General features: G+C 68.4%; 18 protein-coding genes and 1 pseudogene. 8 read left to right on the top strand and 11 right to left on the bottom strand.

Translation table 11 applies throughout. From position 1 onward, the window contains the following. Window positions 1-4: 4 nt before the first annotated feature. Both VB739_RS07540 and VB739_RS07535 read right to left on the bottom strand, forming a co-directional pair. Window positions 5-373, bottom strand: coding sequence for a hypothetical protein (locus VB739_RS07540; RefSeq protein ID WP_323356482.1), 369 nt, complete (start codon window positions 371-373; stop codon window positions 5-7). A gap of 125 nt (window positions 374-498) precedes the next feature. Beyond that, window positions 499-1,572 (bottom strand): 3-deoxy-7-phosphoheptulonate synthase, encoded by a 1,074-nt coding sequence (locus tag VB739_RS07535; protein ID WP_323356481.1) that lies wholly within the window; start codon window positions 1,570-1,572, stop codon window positions 499-501. A 193-nt stretch (window positions 1,573-1,765) separates the two neighbouring features. Here VB739_RS07535 and acnB point away from each other — a divergent pair, with 193 nt between their 5' ends. Next, window positions 1,766-4,408, top strand: a complete 2,643-nt coding sequence (gene acnB, locus VB739_RS07530; RefSeq protein ID WP_323356480.1) for a bifunctional aconitate hydratase 2/2-methylisocitrate dehydratase — start codon at window positions 1,766-1,768, stop codon at window positions 4,406-4,408. A 7-nt stretch (window positions 4,409-4,415) separates the two neighbouring features. Here acnB and VB739_RS07525 read toward each other — a convergent pair whose 3' ends face one another. The 6 genes from VB739_RS07525 to VB739_RS07500 form a co-directional block, all read right to left on the bottom strand. After that, window positions 4,416-4,796: a thermonuclease family protein gene (locus VB739_RS07525; RefSeq protein WP_323356479.1), complete on the bottom strand. Its 381-nt coding sequence runs from the start codon at window positions 4,794-4,796 to the stop codon at window positions 4,416-4,418. Between the two features lie 128 nt (window positions 4,797-4,924). Beyond that, the gene (locus VB739_RS07520) at window positions 4,925-5,602 is read right to left on the bottom strand and encodes a hypothetical protein (RefSeq protein WP_323356478.1); all 678 of its coding nucleotides are present in this window, start codon (window positions 5,600-5,602) and stop codon (window positions 4,925-4,927) included. A 248-nt stretch (window positions 5,603-5,850) separates the two neighbouring features. Further along, window positions 5,851-6,237: a VOC family protein gene (locus tag VB739_RS07515; protein ID WP_323356477.1), complete on the bottom strand. Its 387-nt coding sequence runs from the start codon at window positions 6,235-6,237 to the stop codon at window positions 5,851-5,853. Window positions 6,238-6,545: 308 nt separating this feature from the next. Next, entirely contained in the window at window positions 6,546-6,917 is a 372-nt protein-coding gene (locus tag VB739_RS07510; RefSeq protein WP_323356476.1) for a HEPN domain-containing protein, read from the bottom strand. Further along, window positions 6,904-7,323, bottom strand: a complete 420-nt coding sequence (locus VB739_RS07505) for a nucleotidyltransferase domain-containing protein (protein WP_323356475.1) — start codon at window positions 7,321-7,323, stop codon at window positions 6,904-6,906. The genes VB739_RS07510 and VB739_RS07505 overlap by 14 nt, the downstream gene beginning before the upstream one ends. A gap of 70 nt (window positions 7,324-7,393) precedes the next feature. Continuing rightward, window positions 7,394-8,485 carry a calcium/sodium antiporter gene (locus tag VB739_RS07500; RefSeq protein ID WP_323356474.1) on the bottom strand — a complete coding sequence of 364 codons (1,092 nt, stop codon included), beginning with the start codon at window positions 8,483-8,485 and terminating at the stop codon, window positions 7,394-7,396. Between the two features lie 146 nt (window positions 8,486-8,631). On the opposite strand from VB739_RS07500, the gene VB739_RS07495 reads away from it, so the two are divergent. Beyond that, on the top strand, window positions 8,632-10,245 hold the full coding sequence (locus tag VB739_RS07495; RefSeq protein WP_323356473.1) for a radical SAM protein: 1,614 nt from the start codon (window positions 8,632-8,634) through the stop codon (window positions 10,243-10,245). Here VB739_RS07495 and VB739_RS07490 read toward each other — a convergent pair. Together VB739_RS07490 and purU are read right to left on the bottom strand one after the other, a co-directional pair. Then, a complete protein-coding gene (locus VB739_RS07490) occupies window positions 10,172-11,452 on the bottom strand; it encodes an O-antigen ligase family protein (RefSeq protein ID WP_323356472.1) in 1,281 nt (426 codons plus the stop codon). The two genes, VB739_RS07495 and VB739_RS07490, sit on opposite strands and share 74 nt — an antisense overlap. A 49-nt stretch (window positions 11,453-11,501) precedes the next feature. Continuing rightward, complete coding sequence (gene purU, locus VB739_RS07485; protein ID WP_323356471.1) at window positions 11,502-12,356, bottom strand: formyltetrahydrofolate deformylase; 855 nt, start codon at window positions 12,354-12,356, stop codon at window positions 11,502-11,504. A 126-nt stretch (window positions 12,357-12,482) separates the two neighbouring features. On the opposite strand from purU, the pseudogene psbQ reads away from it, so the two are divergent. The 3 genes and pseudogenes from psbQ to pstS form a co-directional block, all read left to right on the top strand. After that, window positions 12,483-12,938, top strand: a pseudogene (gene psbQ, locus VB739_RS07480) (photosystem II protein PsbQ); the annotation flags it as partial. 166 nt (window positions 12,939-13,104) lie between these two features. Next, a complete protein-coding gene (locus VB739_RS07475) occupies window positions 13,105-14,214 on the top strand; it encodes an FAD-dependent oxidoreductase (protein WP_323356470.1) in 1,110 nt (369 codons plus the stop codon). 55 nt (window positions 14,215-14,269) lie between these two features. Continuing rightward, window positions 14,270-15,265, top strand: coding sequence for a phosphate ABC transporter substrate-binding protein PstS (gene pstS, locus VB739_RS07470; RefSeq protein WP_323356469.1), 996 nt, complete (start codon window positions 14,270-14,272; stop codon window positions 15,263-15,265). Between the two features lie 129 nt (window positions 15,266-15,394). Here the strand turns inward: pstS and dnaK are convergent, their stop codons facing one another. Beyond that, window positions 15,395-17,299 carry a molecular chaperone DnaK gene (gene dnaK / locus VB739_RS07465; protein WP_323356468.1) on the bottom strand — a complete coding sequence of 635 codons (1,905 nt, stop codon included), beginning with the start codon at window positions 17,297-17,299 and terminating at the stop codon, window positions 15,395-15,397. 176 nt (window positions 17,300-17,475) lie between these two features. Here dnaK and VB739_RS07460 point away from each other — a divergent pair, with 176 nt between their 5' ends. The 3 genes from VB739_RS07460 to rpsF all read left to right on the top strand — a co-directional run bounded on the left by VB739_RS07460 (window position 17,476) and on the right by rpsF (window position 19,330). After that, the gene (locus VB739_RS07460) at window positions 17,476-18,372 is read left to right on the top strand and encodes a shikimate dehydrogenase (protein WP_323356467.1); all 897 of its coding nucleotides are present in this window, start codon (window positions 17,476-17,478) and stop codon (window positions 18,370-18,372) included. A 36-nt stretch (window positions 18,373-18,408) separates the two neighbouring features. Next, window positions 18,409-18,876: a Tic20 family protein gene (locus VB739_RS07455; RefSeq protein WP_323356466.1), complete on the top strand. Its 468-nt coding sequence runs from the start codon at window positions 18,409-18,411 to the stop codon at window positions 18,874-18,876. A gap of 91 nt (window positions 18,877-18,967) precedes the next feature. Next, on the top strand, window positions 18,968-19,330 hold the full coding sequence (rpsF, locus tag VB739_RS07450) for a 30S ribosomal protein S6 (RefSeq protein ID WP_323356465.1): 363 nt from the start codon (window positions 18,968-18,970) through the stop codon (window positions 19,328-19,330). Window positions 19,331-19,507 lie beyond the last annotated feature (177 nt).

Here is a 19,507-nt window from a genome sequence, read left to right as displayed (position 1 = left end):
GTGCTCAGGCCCGCAGGAGCTGCTCGCAGCGGAATTCCCAGTCGCGCTGGGTGCCGATCCCCGCCACCAGCATCCGCCCGGCCGGCTCCTCCCGCAGCCGCAGCTGCCACTGGCGGATCACATCGGCCCGCTCCATCCAGACATCAAGCACCAGCCGCTGGATGGCCTCGCCGTCCCAGCTGCGGCCCCGGGCGGTGTCGAGGGCCCAGCCGAGCAGATCATCCAGCTGGAACGGGCGGAAGCCGCCGTAGATCGGTCCCGAGATGGGGCTGCCAGAGGCGGGGCTTTCGCAGACGGGGGCGGCAGAATTCTGTTCGAGGTAAAACAACTGCAAGGGATCCGACAACCCGCAGAACTGCAGGAGATAGGACATCAGCGAACCTCGTTGATCTTGCCGATCCAAACGTACCCAGGGTGAGCGAGTTAGCTGTTCATCAAGAACAGTCTGTTGCAGACGATCCAATTAGCACTCACCTCATCAGAGTGCTGATTGGCCCCTCAGGCGAGGGCAAGGCTTCGGGCCTGGGCCTGCTGGACGGCCTCGGCGAGTTCGACCAGCAGATTCAGGGTGGTGTCCAGATCGATGCAGGCATCGGTGATGCTCTGGCCGTAGGTGAGGGAGGAAAGATCGGCGGAGATCTTCTGGTTTCCTTCCACCAGATGGCTCTCCACCATCACCCCCATCACGTGGACAGAACCCTGGCGCACCTGGTCGGCCACCTGGCGCAAGACCTCCCCCTGGCGGCGGTAGTCCTTGTTGGAATTGCCGTGGCTGCAATCCACCATCAGCCGGGCCGGCAGTCCGTCCTTGGCCAGCAGGGCCGCCGCGGCCTCGACCGCCTCAGCGTGGTAATTGGTACCGCTCTTGCCCCCCCGCAGCACCAGGTGGCCATCCGGGTTGCCGGTGGTGGAGACGATCGCGGCCTGGCCCTCCTTGTTGATGCCCAGGAAATGGTGCGGCCGGGCGGCCGCCTCCATGGCATTGATGGCGGTGGCGGCGCTGCCGTCGGTGCCGTTCTTGAAGCCGATCGGCATCGACAGGCCCGAGGCCATCTCACGGTGGGTCTGGCTTTCGGTGGTGCGGGCGCCGATGGCGGTCCAGCTGATCAGATCGGCGAGGTACTGGGGCACCACTGGATCGAGCACCTCGGTGGCCGCCGGCAGGCCCATCTCCGCCAGGTGCAGCAGCAGCGAGCGGGCACGGCGCAGGCCGGTGTTGATGTCGTAGCTGCCGTCGAGGTGGGGATCATTGATCATTCCCTTCCAGCCCACGGTGGTGCGGGGCTTCTCGAAATAGACCCGCATCACGATCTCCAGCTCGCTCCGGTGCCGGCGCTGGGCCTGGGCGATGGCCTCGGCGTACTCGCGGGCGGCGGCCACGTCATGGACCGAACAGGGGCCGACGATCACCAACACCCGCTGGTCACCGGCATGCAGGATGGCCTTGATGCGTTCGCGCGCCTGCTGCACCGTGCGGGCGGCCTGCTCGGACAGGGGCAACTCGGCATGCAGCACCGCCGGCGGCACCAGCGGCCGGGTTTCCACCACGTGGAGATCGGAGGTGGGGATCATGCGCGGCGGCCGGAGGGGATTGGTCAGACCCTCCAGCCTACGAACTGACGTTCCAGACACCCTTCGTCACCCAGAAGCCGTTGCTCGCAGCGCCGACTTCTGCAGCCGTCGTCACCAGAGGGCGGCCCCGCGGGGAAGAACAATGGGGGTCATGCCCATGCCATCCGGGGGTACGACCCGGACCCACGCCCCTATGTCCGCCTCCCCGAGCCCCGCCCCCCTGTCGCCGTCCGAGCTGCTCACCACCTACCGCGAGACCGCCGCGGCCCGCGAAGCCCTCGGCGTGCCGCCCCTGCCGCTCACGGCACCCCAGGCCCAGGCCCTCATCCTGCTGCTGGAGCACCCTCCCGCCGGCGAGGAAGCGTTTCTGCTGCACCTGCTGAGCGAACGCATCCCGCCGGGGGTGGATGAGGCCGCCTACGTGAAGGCCGGCTGGCTGAGCGCCGTGGCTCAGGGGAGTGCCACGAGCCCCCTGGTGAGTGCCCTGGAGGCCACCAGGCTCCTGGCCACCATGATCGGTGGCTACAACGTCGGCGCCCTGATCGCGCTGCTCTCCTGCCCGGAGGCTGAGATCGCCGAAGAGGCCGCCCGGGGGCTGAGCCGCACCCTGCTGGTGTACGACGCCTTCCACGACGTGCTGGAACTGGCCGAGTCCAACCCCCTGGCCCGCCAGGTGGTGGACAGCTGGGCCGCGGCCGAATGGTTCCACGCCCGGCCGCCCCTGCCCGAGGCGATCACCGTCACGGTGTTCAAGGTGACGGGGGAAACCAACACCGATGACCTCTCGCCGGCCACCCACGCCACCACCCGCCCCGACATCCCCCTGCACGCGATGGCGATGCTGGAGACGCGGATGCCCGAGGGGCTCGGCCTGATCGCCGAACTGAAGGCCAAGGGCCACCCGCTGGCCTACGTGGGCGATGTGGTGGGCACCGGCAGCTCGCGGAAATCCGCCATCAACTCGGTGCTCTGGCACATCGGCACCGACATCCCCCACGTGCCCAACAAACGCAGCGGCGGGGTGGTGCTGGGCAGCAAGATCGCGCCGATCTTCTTCAACACCGCCGAGGATTCCGGCGCCCTGCCGATCGAGTGCGACGTGAGCGCGCTCAACAGCGGCGACGTGATCACGATCCGGCCCCACGCCGGCACGATCGAGCGGGCCGCCGGCGAGCCGGGCGCCGGAGAGGTGCTGGCCCGCTTCGAGCTCAAGCCCAGCACCATCGCCGACGAGGTGCGGGCCGGTGGCCGCATCCCCCTGCTGATCGGCCGCTCCCTCACCGACAAGGTGCGGCTGCAGCTGGGCCTGCCCCCGTCGGAGGCCTTCATCCGGCCGGTGGCCCCCAGCGACACGGGCAAGGGCTTCACGCTGGCCCAGAAGATGGTGGGCAAGGCCTGCGGCCTGGCGGGCGTGCGCCCCGGCACCAGCTGCGAACCGCTGATGACCAGCGTCGGTAGCCAGGACACCACCGGGCCGATGACCCGCGATGAGATGAAGGAGCTGGCCTGCCTGGGCTTCTCCGCCGATCTGGTGATGCAGAGCTTCTGCCACACCGCCGCCTACCCCAAGCCGGTGGACCTCAAGACCCACGCCGAGCTGCCCGACTTCATCAGCTCCCGGGGCGGTGTCGCCCTGCGCCCCGGCGACGGCATCATCCACAGCTGGCTCAACCGCATGCTCCTGCCCGACACGGTGGGCACCGGCGGTGACAGCCACACCCGCTTCCCGCTCGGCATCTCCTTCCCGGCCGGCTCCGGCCTGGTGGCCTTCGCCGCCGCCATCGGCGCCATGCCGCTCGACATGCCCGAATCGGTGCTGGTGCGTTTCTCCGGCTCGCTGCAGCCCGGCGTGACCCTGCGGGACGTGGTCAACGCCATCCCCTACGTCGCCATCCAGCAGGGCCTTCTGACGGTGGAGAAGGCCGGCAAGAAGAACATCTTCAGCGGCCGGATCATGGAGATCGAAGGTCTCCCCGATCTGAAGCTGGAGCAGGCGTTTGAGTTGACAGACGCGACCGCCGAGCGCTCCTGCGCCGGCAGCACGATCAAGCTCAGCGTGGAAACGGTGAGCGAATACCTGCGCAGCAACGTGGCGTTGCTGAAGAACATGATCGCCCGGGGCTACAGCGATGCCCGCACCATGGCGCGGCGGATCAAGGCGATGGAGGCCTGGCTGGCCGATCCGGTGCTGATGGAGGCCGATGCCGACGCCGAGTACGCCGCGGTGATCGACATCAACCTGGACGAACTGAGCGAGCCGATCCTGGCCTGCCCCAACGACCCCGACAACGTCAAGCTGCTGAGCGACGTGGCCGGCGACCGGATCGATGAGGTGTTCATCGGCTCCTGCATGACCAACATCGGCCACTACCGCGCCGCCGCCACGGTGATGGATGGGGCCGGCACCAGCGCCGCCCGGCTGTGGGTCTGCCCACCCACCCGCATGGACGACGAGGTGCTGAGGGCCGAGGGCTACACGGCCAAGTTCGAAACCGCCGGCGCCCGCATGGAGCTGCCCGGCTGCTCCCTGTGCATGGGCAACCAGGCCCGGGTGGAGGACAACACCACCGTGTTCTCCACCAGCACCCGCAACTTCAACAACCGCCTCGGCAACGGCGCCCAGGTGTACCTGGGCAGCGCCGAACTGGCGGCGGTGTGCGCCCTGCTGGGCCGCATTCCCAGCCCGGCCGAGTACCTGGAGATCGCCGCGGCCAAGATCGACCCCCTCTCCGACCAGCTCTACCGCTACCTCAACTTCGACCAGATCGATGGCTTCGAGGATGCCGGGCGGGTGGTGAGCGTGGAGGAGGAGAAGAAGGTGCTGGCGGAGGTTTGAGCTGCCGCTATCGGGTGCCCGGCGATGGCCTCCAGAGTCCCAGTTGCATGGCTTGGGCTCTCAACTCCGCCTCTCGGTAGATCTGCTGGTTGCATGGGCTCGCGGCCTGGTGATCCAGCGCCGCCAAACCGACCTGCACCAGGCTCAGGTTGATTGGCACCGTCGAGCCAACGGGAATGATCTCCGCCAGCTCAATGCCCTCAGTTGCCTTGCTGCGGGTCGACAGTGTCACCCAGGCACCGGGCTGGAGAAGGCCCTCCAGGGCTGCCTTGGCGGCCAAGTCAGAGCTGCCCTGTCGGAGTTGCGGGGGCCGGAGGCAGGCCAGCCGCACCGTGAACGGGTCGCCGTAGGGGGTGACAACGATCGTGTTGCCATCCAGCACCTTCACGACGCGGACGTCGTCAGCGGGGGGCGGTGGAATGGCGCGCACCGGAGTCCCCGTCATCGAAAGGAGCAGGGCGGACAGACCAACCAACGTGCGATTCACGGCGCCATCCCTCACCACAGGCTGGGGCCTCACCCCCCCACCACCAAGGCGTCGACAATCTCGTAGCGCTCGACGTTCTCCCCAAGCAGCAGCACCGACACATCCCCGCGCCGCTGCACCGAGAGCTTCTCGGGCTGATCGGACGCGACGGCCTTGCCCTTCACAAACAGGAACTGGCGTTTCTGGCCCTCGGGGTTCATCACCACCACCGTGGCGCCGTTCTTGGCCCGGCGGATCACGGAGGCCTTGCACCTGGTGGCCTTGCCGCTGCTGCCGGACGAACAGGGCACATCCGCAGAGGCGTGGTACGGCGTGCCTGGGATCAGGGCATCGCGGGACGCGGGCACGGGGGCGAGGGGCGCACCACTGATCCCCACCTTGAGGCTGTAGGTGCTCGTTTCGTTGCGGCGCGCCGCCGGGCGCATCAGATACACCCTCACCCTCACATCGCCATCACTGGGCAGGAGGCCCCGGAAGCGGTTGCCGGAGCTGCTGCCGATGAACAGGGCGGTGTCGGTCCCGGCCGCCATCACGTTGAAGTAGTTCTGTGGGTTGGAACCCTTGAGTTCCACGCTCAGGGTCTGACCGGCGCCGGCCCGCAGTTTGTAATCGACGGTCTGGTCGCCCTTGAGCTGACCCTTGAGCAGGGTGGAATCAGCTCCGGCTCGAAACGTGACTCTCTGGCTCTCAATCGCGGCCTGGGCCATTCCAACCGCAGCTGGGAGGCTGATGGCCAGGAGGCCAGAAGCAACAAAGGCGAGGGGAGCACGCATCGATCCTTTGCTCGAGCCAAGGCAAACCCTACCTGGCTTGCTCCCGGGAACGTTTCCTCCCACCTGTGAAAGGGATGGGTGGGCCGTTCCGGTCTGTTGCGAACTGTGGAATGAATTGTCGAACCCCAGGTTAGGCCGCACGTCGTTGGCAGTGCCGCAACGTGATGCGCACAGCCTGCCCTTCAGTACGGATCATCTGTCAGGCGCTCCGACAACCACCACAGATTTCCGAACTGGTCTCGGATGCCGCCCTGCCTGTCCTTGTATGGCATGGTCGCCACATCCATGATCTTTTCGCCCCCCGCAGCAATGGCCTTCAACATCGCCTCATCAGCGTTGTCGACGTAAAGGTAGTACGAAGCCGGCATGGCAGGAAACTCTGCTGATGCCTCACTAACCATGACAGTTGATGTTCCAAGTCGCACTTGTGCGTTCGCGATGCGCTCGCGGTTCATGTGGCGGCCAATCTCGACAGCACCAAATGCCTCAGCGAGGAATTGAAGAAAGAGGTCAGCACCTTCCACGAAGAAGTACGGAGTGACAGTACTGAAGCCTTGTGGAATTCGCATGGAATCTCCGTTTATGCGGCCTAACTCTTCTTGAGCGGAAACGTTTAAGTCCCAAATCTTCCGCCGTGGGAAGCATACGTTCGAGTTGCCCTGAGGGCAACACCGCTAAACCCCGTCGACTTAGGCAGAACCGGAGAAACACCCTGCTGCCGTAGCTTAACCTGGCCATCTTTCAGCGCTCCATCCAGGGAGTGGTTGAACCCAATCTCACCGCATTGGGACGGGTTCGAACAGAAAAACCTGAGCATGAAGCTCCACCCAGCGTCACTCCGAAGCGCTGAACGCCGGGCGCCCACGGGCTTGGCCGATCAACCCAGCGCCGCCACGGCCCGCTCGCAGCGTTCCAGTTCGGCCTCCAGCAGGGCCAGCAGCTCCGATCGCTCGGCCGGCAGGGGGAAGGGCCCTTCCTCGTAACGGGCCTCCACGGCGAACTCCTGCAGCGCCGCCAGCCGGGGCTCCAGGGGCTGCCCCGCCAGGGAGGCCAGGTCGATCAGTTCGTGCACCCGTGGTGGCCGGCGATCGCTGAGCACGATCCAGGCCTTGAGCAGCTTCTCCACCACCTGCTGGGCGGTGAAGCCCCAGTCCTCCTCCGGGTACCCAGGATCGAGCCCAATCCGCAAGGTGCGCAGATGGCGACGCACGAGCGCCAGCAGCAGGGCCGCGTCCTCAGCCGGCGACATAAAGCACCTTCCCCTCGCGGGCCACATCGCCGAACACGTGCCAGCGGGAGCCACTCAACCGTTCGGCGTCGGCGGCCCCGGCCACCACCAGGTCCACCCTGACGCCGAGGGAACCGAGGGCCTGGCGACTGCGCTGCCAGCAGGCGGCCTTCTCGGCGGGGGTGAGCTGGGCGCGGCCCACGATCACCGCCAGATCCAGATCGGAATCGGGGCGCGCCTCGCCCCGGGCCCGCGAGCCGAACGCCAGCACCGCCATCACCTCGACGTCGGCACAGAGCCGTGCCAGGGCCAGGCGACAGACCTCCGGATCCAGGCCGGGGCCGAGATCCGGCAGCAGCGACAGCCCCTGGGGCTCACGCCAGGGAATCGCGGGCGGCACGAACGGCTGTGCGGAGGCGGAGACCATGGCAAAACGCTACCGCCGCTGACCGCAAGGGCCCAGCGACGTGACCACACCAAGCCAGGCCTGCCCGTTCCTAGTCGCCGCCCTGAACGGCCAGCAGCTTGCGCTGCTGCTTCCAGCGCAGCACCTGCCAGACCAGGAACACCAGCAGCAGGGGCAGCACCGCCACCAGCACCACGAAGCGGTAGGTGTTGTCGACGATCTCGCCCCCGGCGATGGCCGCCAGCACCTGCTCCACCAGATAAAGCCCATAGAGCCCCAGCAGCAGCCATCCCTCAAGGCGGCTGATCACGCCGCTGGTCCAGAAGATCGGCAGGCAGGCCAGGGTACTGGCCACCATGATGGGGAGATCGCGGCTGATCATCACCGGATCCACCGCCAGTCCCTTGCCGCCGGACACCACGGCACAGAGGCCCAGGATCAGCACCTGGTTGAGCAGATTGCTGCCCACCACGTTGCCGATGGCCAGGTCGGCCTTGCCCCGATAGGCAGCCACCACGGAGGTGACCAGTTCGGGCATGGACGTGCCGGCGGCCACGATCGTCAGGCCAATCACCGTCTTGCTCACCCCCAGGGCCACGGCGGCCGTGGTGGCCCCCCTCACCAGCAGCTGGGAGCCGAGCACCAGCAGGGTCAGGCCAGCGGCCAGCTTCAGGGCGGCCACCAACGGGGTGACCCGTTCCGCTTCGTTGTCCTCGTCGTCGTCCGAATCTTCCGAGGCGGTGCGGATCTCCCAGACCAGATTGGCCACCATCGCGAACAGCAACGCCACCCCCGCCTGCCAGGTCAGCCGGCCCCCGGAGGCCATGCCCCACACGGCCATCGAGATGCCCAGCAGCAGGGGCACGTCCCGGCGCACCAGGCGGCTCTTCACACGCAGGGGGACGATGGCCGCGCTGGCGCCCAGCACCACCAGAATGTTGAAGATGTTGCTGCCCACCACGTTGCTGACGGCCAGGTCGGAATCCCCCTGAAGGGTGGAGATCAGACTCACGAACAGTTCCGGAGCGCTGGTGCCCAGGGACACCACCGTCAGGCCGATCACCAGCTGGGGGATGCCCAGCAGCAGGGACAGGGCGACCGAACCAGCCACGAACAGCTCGCCGCCGCCGAACAGCACCAGGATCCCGAGAATGATCTCGACGGAACTCGGCAGCGTGGGCATGACAGCTGTCGTACAGCTTCGATCTTAGTGAGACGCCACCGCGTCGCCTGAAGTGACACCCTGGAACTCCCCTCCCCGCCGCACCCCTGAATCAGGAAACCCTGCTGTTCCAGCCGGCCCGGCCGGCCGTTGATGCCCTGCGCACCGTGCTGGCCTTCCCGAGCAGCTATTCGGTGGGGATCACCAGCCTGGGGTATCAGGTGGTGTGGGCCAGCCTGGCGCGCCGCAGCGACCTGGACGTGCGCCGGCTGTTCACCGACCAGGGGGACCCGCCGCACCGTCACTGTGATCTGTTCGGTCTTTCGCTCAGCTGGGAGCTGGACGGACCTGTGCTGCTCGACCTGCTCGAGCGCCAGGGCATTCCCCTCTGGAGTCATCAGCGGGGAGAGGACGACCCGATCGTGTTCGGCGGCGGCCCGGTGCTCACCGCCAACCCCGAACCGCTGGCCCCCTTCTTCGACGTGGTGCTGCTCGGCGACGGCGAGTTGCTGCTGCCCGCCTTCATCGACGCCCTCAAGGCCGGCCGCGCCCTGCCCCGGCCCGAACGCCTGCGGCAGCTGGCCCAGGTTGCCGGGGTGTACGTGCCGGCGCTCTACGCCCCCCGCTACGACGCCGACGGAGCCCTGCTGGCGGTGGAGCCCACCGCCGCCGACCTGCCGGCCACCATCGCCAAGCAGACCTGGCGCGGCAACACCCTGAGCCATTCCACGGTGATCACACCGGAGGCGGCCTGGCCATCGATCCACATGGTGGAGGTGGCCCGCAGCTGCCCGGAGCTGTGCCGCTTCTGCCTGGCCAGCTACCTGACCCTGCCGTTCCGCACCGCCTCCCTCGACGATGGGCTGATCCCGGCGGTGGAAACGGGTCTGGCGGTGACCCAGCGGCTCGGCCTGCTGGGGGCCTCGGTGACCCAGCACCCCCAGTTCGCCGACCTGCTCAGCTGGCTGGATCAGGACCGTTTCGAGGGCACGCGGGTCAGCGTCAGCTCGGTGCGGGCCGCCACGGTGACTCCCCAGCTGGGGCAGATTCTGGCCCGGCGGGGGAGCAAATCCCTGACGATCGCGATCGAGAGCGGCAGCGAGCGCATGCGCCAGGTGGTGAACAAGAAGCTGAGCGGCGAGGAGATCTTCGCCGCGGCCCGTTACGCCAAGGAGGGGGGCCTCAGCGGCCTGAAGCTCTATGGCATGGCCGGGCTGCCCAGTGAGGAGGACGCCGACATCGAGGCCACCGCCGACCTGCTCCTTGCCCTCAAGAAAGCCACCCCGGGCCTGCGGCTCAGCCTCGGGGTGAGCACCTTCGTGCCCAAGGCCCACACCCCCTTCCAATGGCAGGGGGTACGCCCGGAGGCCCAGAAGCGTCTGCAACGGCTGGCGCGGCGCCTGCAGCCGAAGGGCATCGAGCTGAGGCCCGAGAGCTACGGCTGGAGCGTCATCCAGGCCCTGCTCTCCCGCAGCGATCGGCGCCTGGCGCCGGTGATCGCCGCGGCGCGGGGCCAGCACGACAGCCAGGGGGGCTGGAAGAAGGCCTACAGAGCGGTGCGGGGCGGCGAGCTGGCCGCACCGGCGGATCTGCCGTTCCCCCTGCCGCTGCCGCCCCCCTGGGAGGAGGTGGTCCACGCCACCTGGGCTGAGGAAAGGGTGCTGCCCTGGACTCACCTGGAAGGCCCCCTGCCGCCGGCCACCCTGCTCAGGCATCGGCAGGAGGCGCTGGCTGGCGATAGCAGCGCAGACCTGCCAGGAGCACCCAGCCCGCCACATTGACGCGGCTGTCGTAGAGGGGAATGTCAGTGGCGTGCAGGGCCACCAGCACCAGGGTCGCCGCCCACCAGGCCCGATCGAACAGGCTGCCGCCGGCCATGCCCAGCCAGCCGGCCCGGCCCAGCAGCCACAGCACCAACCCCACGATCAGCACGGCGACCGGCACCCCGTGGCTCATCGCCAGATCGATCGGCAGGTTGTGGGGGTGGCCGTGCCAGAAGCCGGTGCGCATCGGGTAGATGATGCTGAAGGCGGCCGCCCCCCAACCCAACCAGGGCCGTTCGGCGATCAGTCCCAGGGCCACCTGCCACTGGGCCAGGCGGGTGATCGCCAGCGGCCGCTGACCGCCGGAGTCAAGGTCGATCAGCCGGCCCCAGATCGCTTCGGGCACCAGGTGTCGAGCCAGCTCCTGCGGGGCGGCCGGCACCCAGGGCAGGGTGGCCAGGCCGATCACCGCCAGCACCACCAGCAGCACCGGCAGCAGCCACACCCAGCTTCCAGGCCCCGCCACCAGAGGGACCGCCAGCATCAGGGCCCCCCAGGCATTGCGGGAATCGGTGAGGAACACCGCCGCCACCAGAGCGGCGGCGATCACCAGCACCACCCCCCGGCGCCGCCAGCCCTGGCGGGTTTCCACCAGGGCTGCCAGGGTGAAGGGCCAGGCCAGGACCATCCAGGCCCCGGCGATGTTGGCGTAGTCGAACAGGCCCGCCAGCCGCTGCGGCGGATTGCCCCCGGCCTTGATGTGCCAGATGATCAGGCCCCCCAGCCACTGGAACGGTCCGCTCCAGCCCCACCAGAGCTGGCCCAGGCCGGTGAGGATCACCGGCACCGTGCCGGCCACCACGGCCAGGGCCACCCGGCGGCGGGCGCCGGGGGTGCCGAGATACACCTGAAAGCCCCAGAAGCCCCAGAAGAAGGGCAGCCAGTTGCCCATCCCCAGCCAGGCCAGTTCGTTGCTGGCGGCCCGGAAGCAGCCGAGCACCATCAGCACCGCCGCCGCCAGAAGCACACCATTGGCACGGTCCTCCAGGACGGGGCGGCGGCCGCGGCTGCCCAGGATCAGGGCCAGCAGCAGGGCCAGGCCGGCCAGAAGGGCACTGCTGGCCAGGAGGAACATCCCCAGCTGGAAACAGCGCCAGCCCAGGGGGGTGGCGGCGGCGGGCCGATGCGCCAGAAGGCGATCGTCGAGGGCGGATAAACGGATCACCGGAGCGGTGGCGGCAGCGGAGGACCGACGGCGGGTCCCGGGGGAAGGCTCAATCAAACACGGCGGTTCGGCCCCTGTAGACCATCACCTGTCGCCGCAGAAACAGGCGCACCGCCCGGGCCAGGGCCAGCCGTTCGGTGTCGCGGCCCTTGCGGATCAGGTCCTCCACCTCGTCGCGGTGGCCCACGTGCATGGTGGCCTGCTCGATGATCGGCCCCCCGTCCAGCTCCTCGGTGACGAAGTGAGCGGTGGCGCCGATCAGCTTGACCCCCCGCTCCCAGGCGCGGTGGTACGGCTGGGCCCCCTGGAAGGCGGGCAGGAAGGAGTGGTGGATGTTGATCACCTGGGAGAAGCGGGCCAGGAACGCCGGGCTGAGCACCTGCATGTACTTGGCCAGCACCACCAGCTCGATCCCCTCCTCCTCCAGCAGGTCCAGCTGGGCCTGCTCCACCTCCGGGCGGGAGGCGGCCGTGATCGGCAGATGCACGAAGCGGGCACCGAAATCGACCGCCAGCGCCTCCAGGTCCGGATGGTTGGAGACCACCAGGGGCACCTGCATCGGCAGCTCCCCGGAGCGGGTGCGCCAGAGCAGGTCCACCAGACAGTGGTCCTGGCGGCTGGCGAAGATCGCCACCCGGGGCAGGGCGTCGGAGAAATGCACCTGGCCCTCGCCGCCGAGGCGCCCCGCCAGGGCCGCCACCGCCGGCACGATCGCCTCACGGGGCAGGCCAAAGCCCTCCAGGGCCCATTCGATCCGGCTCAGGAACAGCCCCGCCCCCGCATCGGTGTGGTGGTCGGCATGGAGGATGTTGCCGCCGTTGGCGGCCACCCAGCCCGACAGTTCGCTCACCAGCCCTGGCCGATCGGGGCAGATCAGCTGCAGGATCGCCGTGGGAGAACGCATCGATGATTCCGGAATGGAGCGTGGTCGGGACTGTCATGGTGGCGCAGGCGGGCCGGTAAAGTCACGGCGCCAGCCACGTCACAGCACCGTCCCATGGCCGTCGCGTCGATCCCCGCGCCCATCTCCCTGATGGCAGGCCTGCGCCGCCTCGGCCTGCTCGCCGTGGCCCTGCTGCTCAGCGTTTCGCTGGTGGCCTGCTCGGGTGACCAGACCCGCAAGCCCCCGACGATCAGCCCCGCCGACATGACCCTGATCGCCCGTCAGGCCGAAGGCTTCCTGGCCTCGAAGGCGCGTCTGCCCGAACTGGCCGATCTGGTCAACGACCGCAATTGGGTCTTCACGCGCAATCTGATCCACGGTCCGATGCAGGATCTGGGTCGCGAGATGCTCTACATCAATCAGCGCCTGCTGCCGGCCGACCGGGCCGAGGCCGGCAAGCTTGCCACCAAGCTGAAGGCCTCCCTGGCCAAATTGGATGAGGCCGCCCGTCTACAGGACGGCGAGAACCTGCGCAAGGACTACATCAAGGTGGCCACCGGCTTCAGCGCCTATGCCGAAGTGATCCCGGCCGAGGCCGTTGCCATGGCCGAAGCCTTCGCCGCCGAGGTCAAGGAGTCCAACGCCGTGCCCCCGGCCCCCTCGGCCTCCACCCCCGCTCCCCAGCCGGTCTCCGCGAGCGACGCCGACGCCTGAAACCAGGCCCCGGCAAGCACCGCCAGCAGGCAGCGTCCCTACCACGGTGATCGTGGTGGGGGCGGGAATCGTGGGCCTGGCCTGCGCCTGGTGGCTGCAGTGCCGGGGCCACCAGGTGCTGCTGCTCGATCCAGCCCTTGGCGGCGATGGCTCCGGCGATGGCGTCGAGCGCAGCGGCAGCCGGGCGGCCCTCGGGGTGCTGATGGCCGACACCTTTCACCGGGACCGGGGCAGGGCCTGGGATCTGCGTCAGCGCAGCCTGCAACTCTGGAACCAGTGGCGTGAGGAACTGGCACGACGGGGCCATCCGATCCAGCACCGGCCCGGGGTGCTGCTGCTGGCGGCGGATGCCGCCGAGGAGGAGCGTCTGATCGCGCTTGGGAGGCGCAAACGGGCCCTGGGCCTGCCCCTGGCCCTGTGGGATCGGCAGCGTCTCGCTCCGCTTCTGCCAAGCCTGCCCCAACCCTCCCTTGCCGGGCTCCACTCCGGCCGCGATGGCCAGCTCGATCCCGGATCCGCCCTGGCCGCCCTGGCGGCGGACGGGCAGCAGCGGGGGCTGATGCTGCGGGCAGAGGCGGCCGTAGCCCTCCAGTCCCGTCAGGGCGGCTGGGGGGTGGACCTGGCCGGAGGCGGATCGGTGCAGGCCGCCTGGGTGGTGCTGGCGCCGGGAACCGCCGCCGGCGCCCTGCTGGAGGGTGTTCCTGGCTCCGCCAGCCGCTGGGCGCTGGAGCCGGTGCTGGGCCAGGCCCTGGAACTGGAACTGGAGGAGCCCCTGCCCACCCCATGGCCCGGGGCTGTGGTGTGGCGGGGCCTCAATCTGGTGCCCCGCCCCGACCTGGAGGGTGGCCGGCGTCTGTGGCTGGGGGCGACCCTGGAACCTGGCTGCAGGGCCGACCCCGACCAGCTCACCGAGCTCCTCCGGATGGGGGGTGCGGCGCCGGACTGGTTGCAGAGGGCCCAGGTGGTGAGCCGCTGGCAGGGGCTGCGCCCCCATCCGGTCGGCCGGCCGGCCCCCCTGCTGGAGATGCCGGCCCCCGGACTCCTGCTGGCCGGCGGCCACTATCGCAACGGTCTCTTGCTGGCCCCGGCCAGCGCCGCCTGGGTGGCCGGGCGGATCGAGGCAGGCGACACGCCGTTCCAGCCGACAACGGGGAGCTTTCCTTAACCAGGTCTTGGGGCTTCTGCTCTACGTTCCCGTGTCAGCTCTTTTTGCGGTAGCGATGCATACGTCCATCACCTTTCTCCGCCGACCCCTCTCCGCCGCCCTGGCGGTGGCCACCACCGGAGCCCTGCTGGCCGGCTGCGGCGGCGGCGGAAGTGTCACCTTGAACGGCGCCGGGGCCTCTTTCCCCGCAGCCATCTACCAGCGCTGGTTCCAGGAGCTGGCGACCAAAGGCGCCCAGGTCAATTACCAGTCGGTGGGATCGGGGGCAGGCGTGCGCCAGTTCATTGCCGGGACCGTGGACTTCGGTGCCAGCGACGTGCCCATGAAGGCCGATGAAATCGCCCAGGTGAGCCGGGGGGTGCTGCAGATCCCGATGACCGCCGGCGCGATTGCGGTGGCCTACAACAACCCCGGCTGCGAGCTCAAGCTGAGCCAGGCCCAGCTGGTCGACATCTTCCTGGGCAAGATCAAGGATTTCAGTGACGTGGGCTGTGAGGCCAAGCCCATCAAGGTGGTGCACCGCTCCGACGGCTCTGGCACCACCGCCAACTTCACCGCCCACCTGGCCGCCATCAGCCCGGCCTGGAAAGACGGCCCCGGCGTCGGAAAGACGGTGAACTGGCCCCTCGGCATCGGCGCCAAAGGCAACGAAGGGGTCTCCGCCCAGCTCAGCCAGGTGGATGGGGGCATCGGCTACGTGGAAGTGGCCTACGTGAAGGGCGACCTGCAGGCCGCGGCCCTCACCAACAGCTCCGGCGAGACGCTGAAGCCCACCACCGAAAGTGAAACCACGGCCCTGGCCTCAATCGAACTGGGGCCGGATCTGATCGGCAGCAATCCCAATCCCGACAAGGGCTATCCGATCGTCACCTTCTCCTGGATCCTGCTTTACAAGAGCGGTAACGCCGACAAGCTCGACGGCATCAAGAAGGTGTTCGACTTCACCCTCTCCGAGGGGGCCCAGGCCATGGCCCCCGAACTGGGTTACGTCCCCCTCCCCCCCTCGGTGCTCGAAAAGGGGCGCGAGCGCCTGGCCACCCTGGAGAAGTGATCGCCTGAGAGGGAGTCCCCCGGGGGGAGGGGGATCAGAGAGATCAACAGCCATCAAAAAAGCCCCCTTGCAGGGGGCTTTGCTCTGCCGATCGAGAGGGAACCAGCCGCAGACCGGCTCCCCTTCGACTCATTTGCTCTCGGTGAACTCCGCGTCAATGACATCATCGGCGGCAGAGGCGGTGCCGTTGCCATTGCCGCCGGGGGCGGCTCCGGCGGCGGCACCCTCGGCCCCGGCCTGCTGGTACACAGAGGCACCGGCGGCATAGAGGGCCTGCTGGAGCTGCTCGAGGCTGGCCTTGATGGCCGGGCTGTCGTCCTTCTCAAGGGCTTCCTTGAGGTCGGTGGCGAAACCCTCCACCTTGGCCTTGTCTTCGGCGCCCACCTTGTCGCCCAGTTCGCCGAGCTGCTTCTCGGACTGGTAGATGAGGGTCTCGGCCTGGTTCCTCAGGTCGATCTTCTCGCGCTTCTCCTTGTCGGCGCTGGCGTTGGCCTCGGCGTCCTTCACCATCTTGTCGACTTCGTTGTCGCTGAGGGTGGAGGCGCCGGTGATGGAGATGCTCTGCTCCTTGCCGCTGCCCTTGTCCTTGGCGGTGACGCTGAGGATGCCGTTGGCGTCGATGTCGAAGGTGACTTCGATCTGGGGCACGCCACGGGGGGCCGGGGGAATGCCGTCGAGGCGGAAGGTGCCCAGCGACTTGTTGTCGGAGGCCATCTCGCGCTCGCCCTGGAGCACGTGGATCTCCACATTGGTCTGGCCGTCGACGGCGGTGGAATACACCTCCGACTTCTTGGTGGGAATGGTGGTGTTGCGGGTGATCATCTTGGTCATCACGCCACCGAGGGTTTCCACGCCCAGGGAGAGCGGGGTGACGTCGAGCAACAGGATGTCCTTGACCTCGCCGGCGAGCACACCGCCCTGGATGGCGGCACCCACGGCCACGACTTCATCGGGGTTGACCGTCTGGTTGGGGGTCTTGTTGGTGACCCGCTTGACCAGCTCCAGCACCGCGGGGATGCGGGTCGAACCACCCACCATGACGATCTCGTCAAGCTCGCTGGTGGAGAGCTTGGCGTCCTTGAGGGCCTGCTCCACCGGCACCCGGCAGCGGTCGATCAGCTTGGAGGCGAGCTCCTCGAACTTGGCCCGCGTGAGGGTGAGGTCGAGGTGCTTGGGGCCTTCGGGGGTGGCGGTGATGAAAGGCAGGTTGATCTCGGCCTGGGTGGCGCTGGAAAGTTCGATCTTGGCCTTTTCGGCCGCCTCCGTGAGGCGCTGCAGGGCCTGCTTGTCCTGGCGCAGGTCGATGCCTTCGTTGGCCTTGAAGTTGTCGGCCAGGTGATCCACGATCACCTTGTCGAAGTCGTCGCCGCCCAGGTGGGTATCACCGCTGGTGGAGAGCACCTCGAAGACGCCGTCGCCCACTTCCAGCACGGAGACGTCAAAGGTGCCGCCGCCGAGGTCGAAGACGAGGATGCGCTCGTTGCTCTTGCGATCCAGGCCGTAGGCGAGGGCCGCGGCGGTGGGCTCGTTGATGATCCGCAGCACTTCGAGGCCGGCGATCTTGCCGGCGTCCTTCGTGGCCTGGCGCTGGGAGTCGTTGAAGTAGGCGGGGACGGTGATCACCGCCTGGGTGACGGTTTCACCGAGGTACTTGCCGGCGTCCTCAGCCAGCTTGCGCAGCACTTCCGCCGAGATCTCCTCGGGGGCGAACTGCTTGCTGAGCACCGGGCACTTGATCTTGACGTTGGAGCCGGCCTTCTCGACGCCGTAGCTGACTTCCTTCGACTCCTCGTTCACCTCATCGACCCGGCGGCCGATGAAACGCTTGACGGAATAGAAGGTGTTCTCCGGGTTCATGACCGCCTGGCGCTTGGCGATCTGTCCCACCAGCTTGTCCTGGTTCTTCGTGTAGGCGACCACGGAAGGCGTCGTGCGGAAGCCCTCGGCGTTGGCGATCACCGTGGGCTTGCCGCCCTCCATCACGGCGACGCAACTGTTCGTGGTGCCGAGGTCAATACCGACGACCTTGCCCATGGATGACCAACTCCTGGTGTGGATGAATTTCTGGCTTCTGCCATCTTCCGCATCAGGGGTTGACCCAGGCGAGGGGTGGTTCCCGAACCGGTGCCGTACCGGCACGGGGGCGGCGGCCTGTCGGAGCCTGGGATCCAGCGGATCTACGGTCGGGCGGCAGCTGCCCGCGCGAGCCCATGGCGACCCCCCCGACAGCACCGGCGATCGGTGGCGGCACCGCCCTGGTGGGGGTGCTGGGGGATCCGGTGCGCCATTCCCTCTCGCCGGCGATGCACAACGCGGCGATCGCCGAGCTTGGCCTCGACTGGGCCTACCTGGCCCTGCCGGTGGCGGCCTCCGACCTGGCCGTGGTGCTGCGGGCCCTGGCGGCGATCGACTGCCGCGGCCTCAACGTCACCCTGCCCCACAAGCAGGCCGCCGCCGGACTGGCGGACGCGCTGACACCGCTGGCCCAGCGGCTGGGGGCCGTGAACACCCTGGTGCGACGCGAGGGCGGCGGCTGGCTTGGCACCAACACCGATGTGGAGGGGTTTCTGGCGCCGCTGCGGCCCCTGGCCGCCCGTGAAGCGCTGGTGCTGGGCTGCGGCGGCAGTGCCCGGGCGGTGGTGGCGGGCCTGGTGGACCTGGGCCTGGACTGCATCCGGGTGGCGGGCCGCGACGCGACGCGACTGGACCCGTTCATCCGCTCCTGCGCCGACTGGGCCCCCGGCCTGGTGCCCCTGGCCTGGGACCCTGACAGCACCGGCTCAGCGGACCCCCTGGGCGCGGCGTTGGCGAGCGCCGATCTGGTCGTCAACACCACGCCGGTGGGCATGGCCTCCGCGGAACGCTCGCCCCTGCGCGCCGACCAGATCGCGGCTCTGTCACCGGCGACCACGGTCTACGACCTCATCTACACCCCCAGACCCACGGCCCTGTTGCGCCTGGCCCACCAGCAGGGCTGCCGCAGCATCGACGGCCTGGAGATGCTGGTGCAGCAGGGGGCCGCCTCCCTGCGGCTCTGGAGCGGACTGCAGGAGATGCCGGTCGTCGCCATGCGGGACGCAGCCCTGGCCAGGCTGGGGGGCCCCTAGCCTTCAGCCACTGTTCTGCGTCTGCCCGGAGTCCCCATGGAAGGTCCCCCGATCTGGCAGCGGCTGCTGGGCGCCCTGGCCTACCTGCTGCCCTTGAGCGATGCCCTTCGCTTCGGCCAGGCCCTGTTTGACATGTTCCCGCTGCTGCAGTGGGTGGCCGTGCCCGCCCTGCCCCTGGTGGTGCTGGAGCAGGCCGTTCCCTTCGGCGGCCTGGTGCTGTTCCTGCTCCTGTTCCTGCTGGTGGTGCGCAACCCCAAGGTGCCCTACCCGATCCGCTTCAACGTGCTGCAGGCGATCCTGATCGACATCGTGCTGGTGCTGCTCACCCTCGCCTTCGACACGGTGCTGGCCCCCCTCGGCGCCGGCTTCGCCATCCGCACCCTCTCCAACACGATCTTCCTCGGCACCCTGCTGCTGGTGCTGTTCTCGGTGGTCCAGAGCCTGCGGGGCAAGGAAGCCGACATCCCCACCGTCTCCGAAGCGGTACGGATGCAGCTCTTCTGAACGTCCCATCCAGAGCGGTGACGGCGCTGCGATAGGTTCCTAGATCCGTCGCTGACGGGCTCCGTGCCCCTCAGCCCCTCCACAGGCGACCATGACGCAGCCCTATTACGAGACCATGTACATCCTCCGGCCGGACATTCCGGAGGAGGAAGTCGAGACCCACGTCGCCAAGTACCGCGACCTCGTAACCGAGGCCGGCGCCGAAGTGCTCGACACCCAGATGCGCGGCAAGCGTCGCCTGGCCTATCCGATCGCCAAGCACCGCGAAGGCATCTACGTGCAGCTGAACCACAGTGGCGACGGCCAGCAGGTGGCCGTGCTCGAGCGGGCCATGCGTCTCTCCGAAGACGTGATCCGCTATCTGACCGTGATCCAGGACGGTCCCATGCCTCCCCCCCGCAGCGTCCCCGGCGCCCCCGTCGAGGTGGCCCCCACCGAACCGGCGGCGGTCTGATCCCGGTTGTTCATCCCTGAGCGCTGGGCCTACAGTCCGCCCAATGGGTGCTAGGAGTCTGTCGCGCATAGACCAGCGCCCAAGCCCTCCACAGCCGCTCCTAAATCTGCCCAAATCCCTTTGACTGCAATGGTTCTCAGCCGCACAATGGGGCATGGTCAAGCCCAAGTCCTTCCG

The organism is Cyanobium gracile UHCC 0281 (assembly GCF_034931305.1).
GTDB lineage: Bacteria > Cyanobacteriota > Cyanobacteriia > PCC-6307 > Cyanobiaceae > Cyanobium > Cyanobium gracile_A.
Note: the sequence above shows the minus strand (reverse complement) of the source record. Positions and strands in the feature narration are given on the sequence as shown.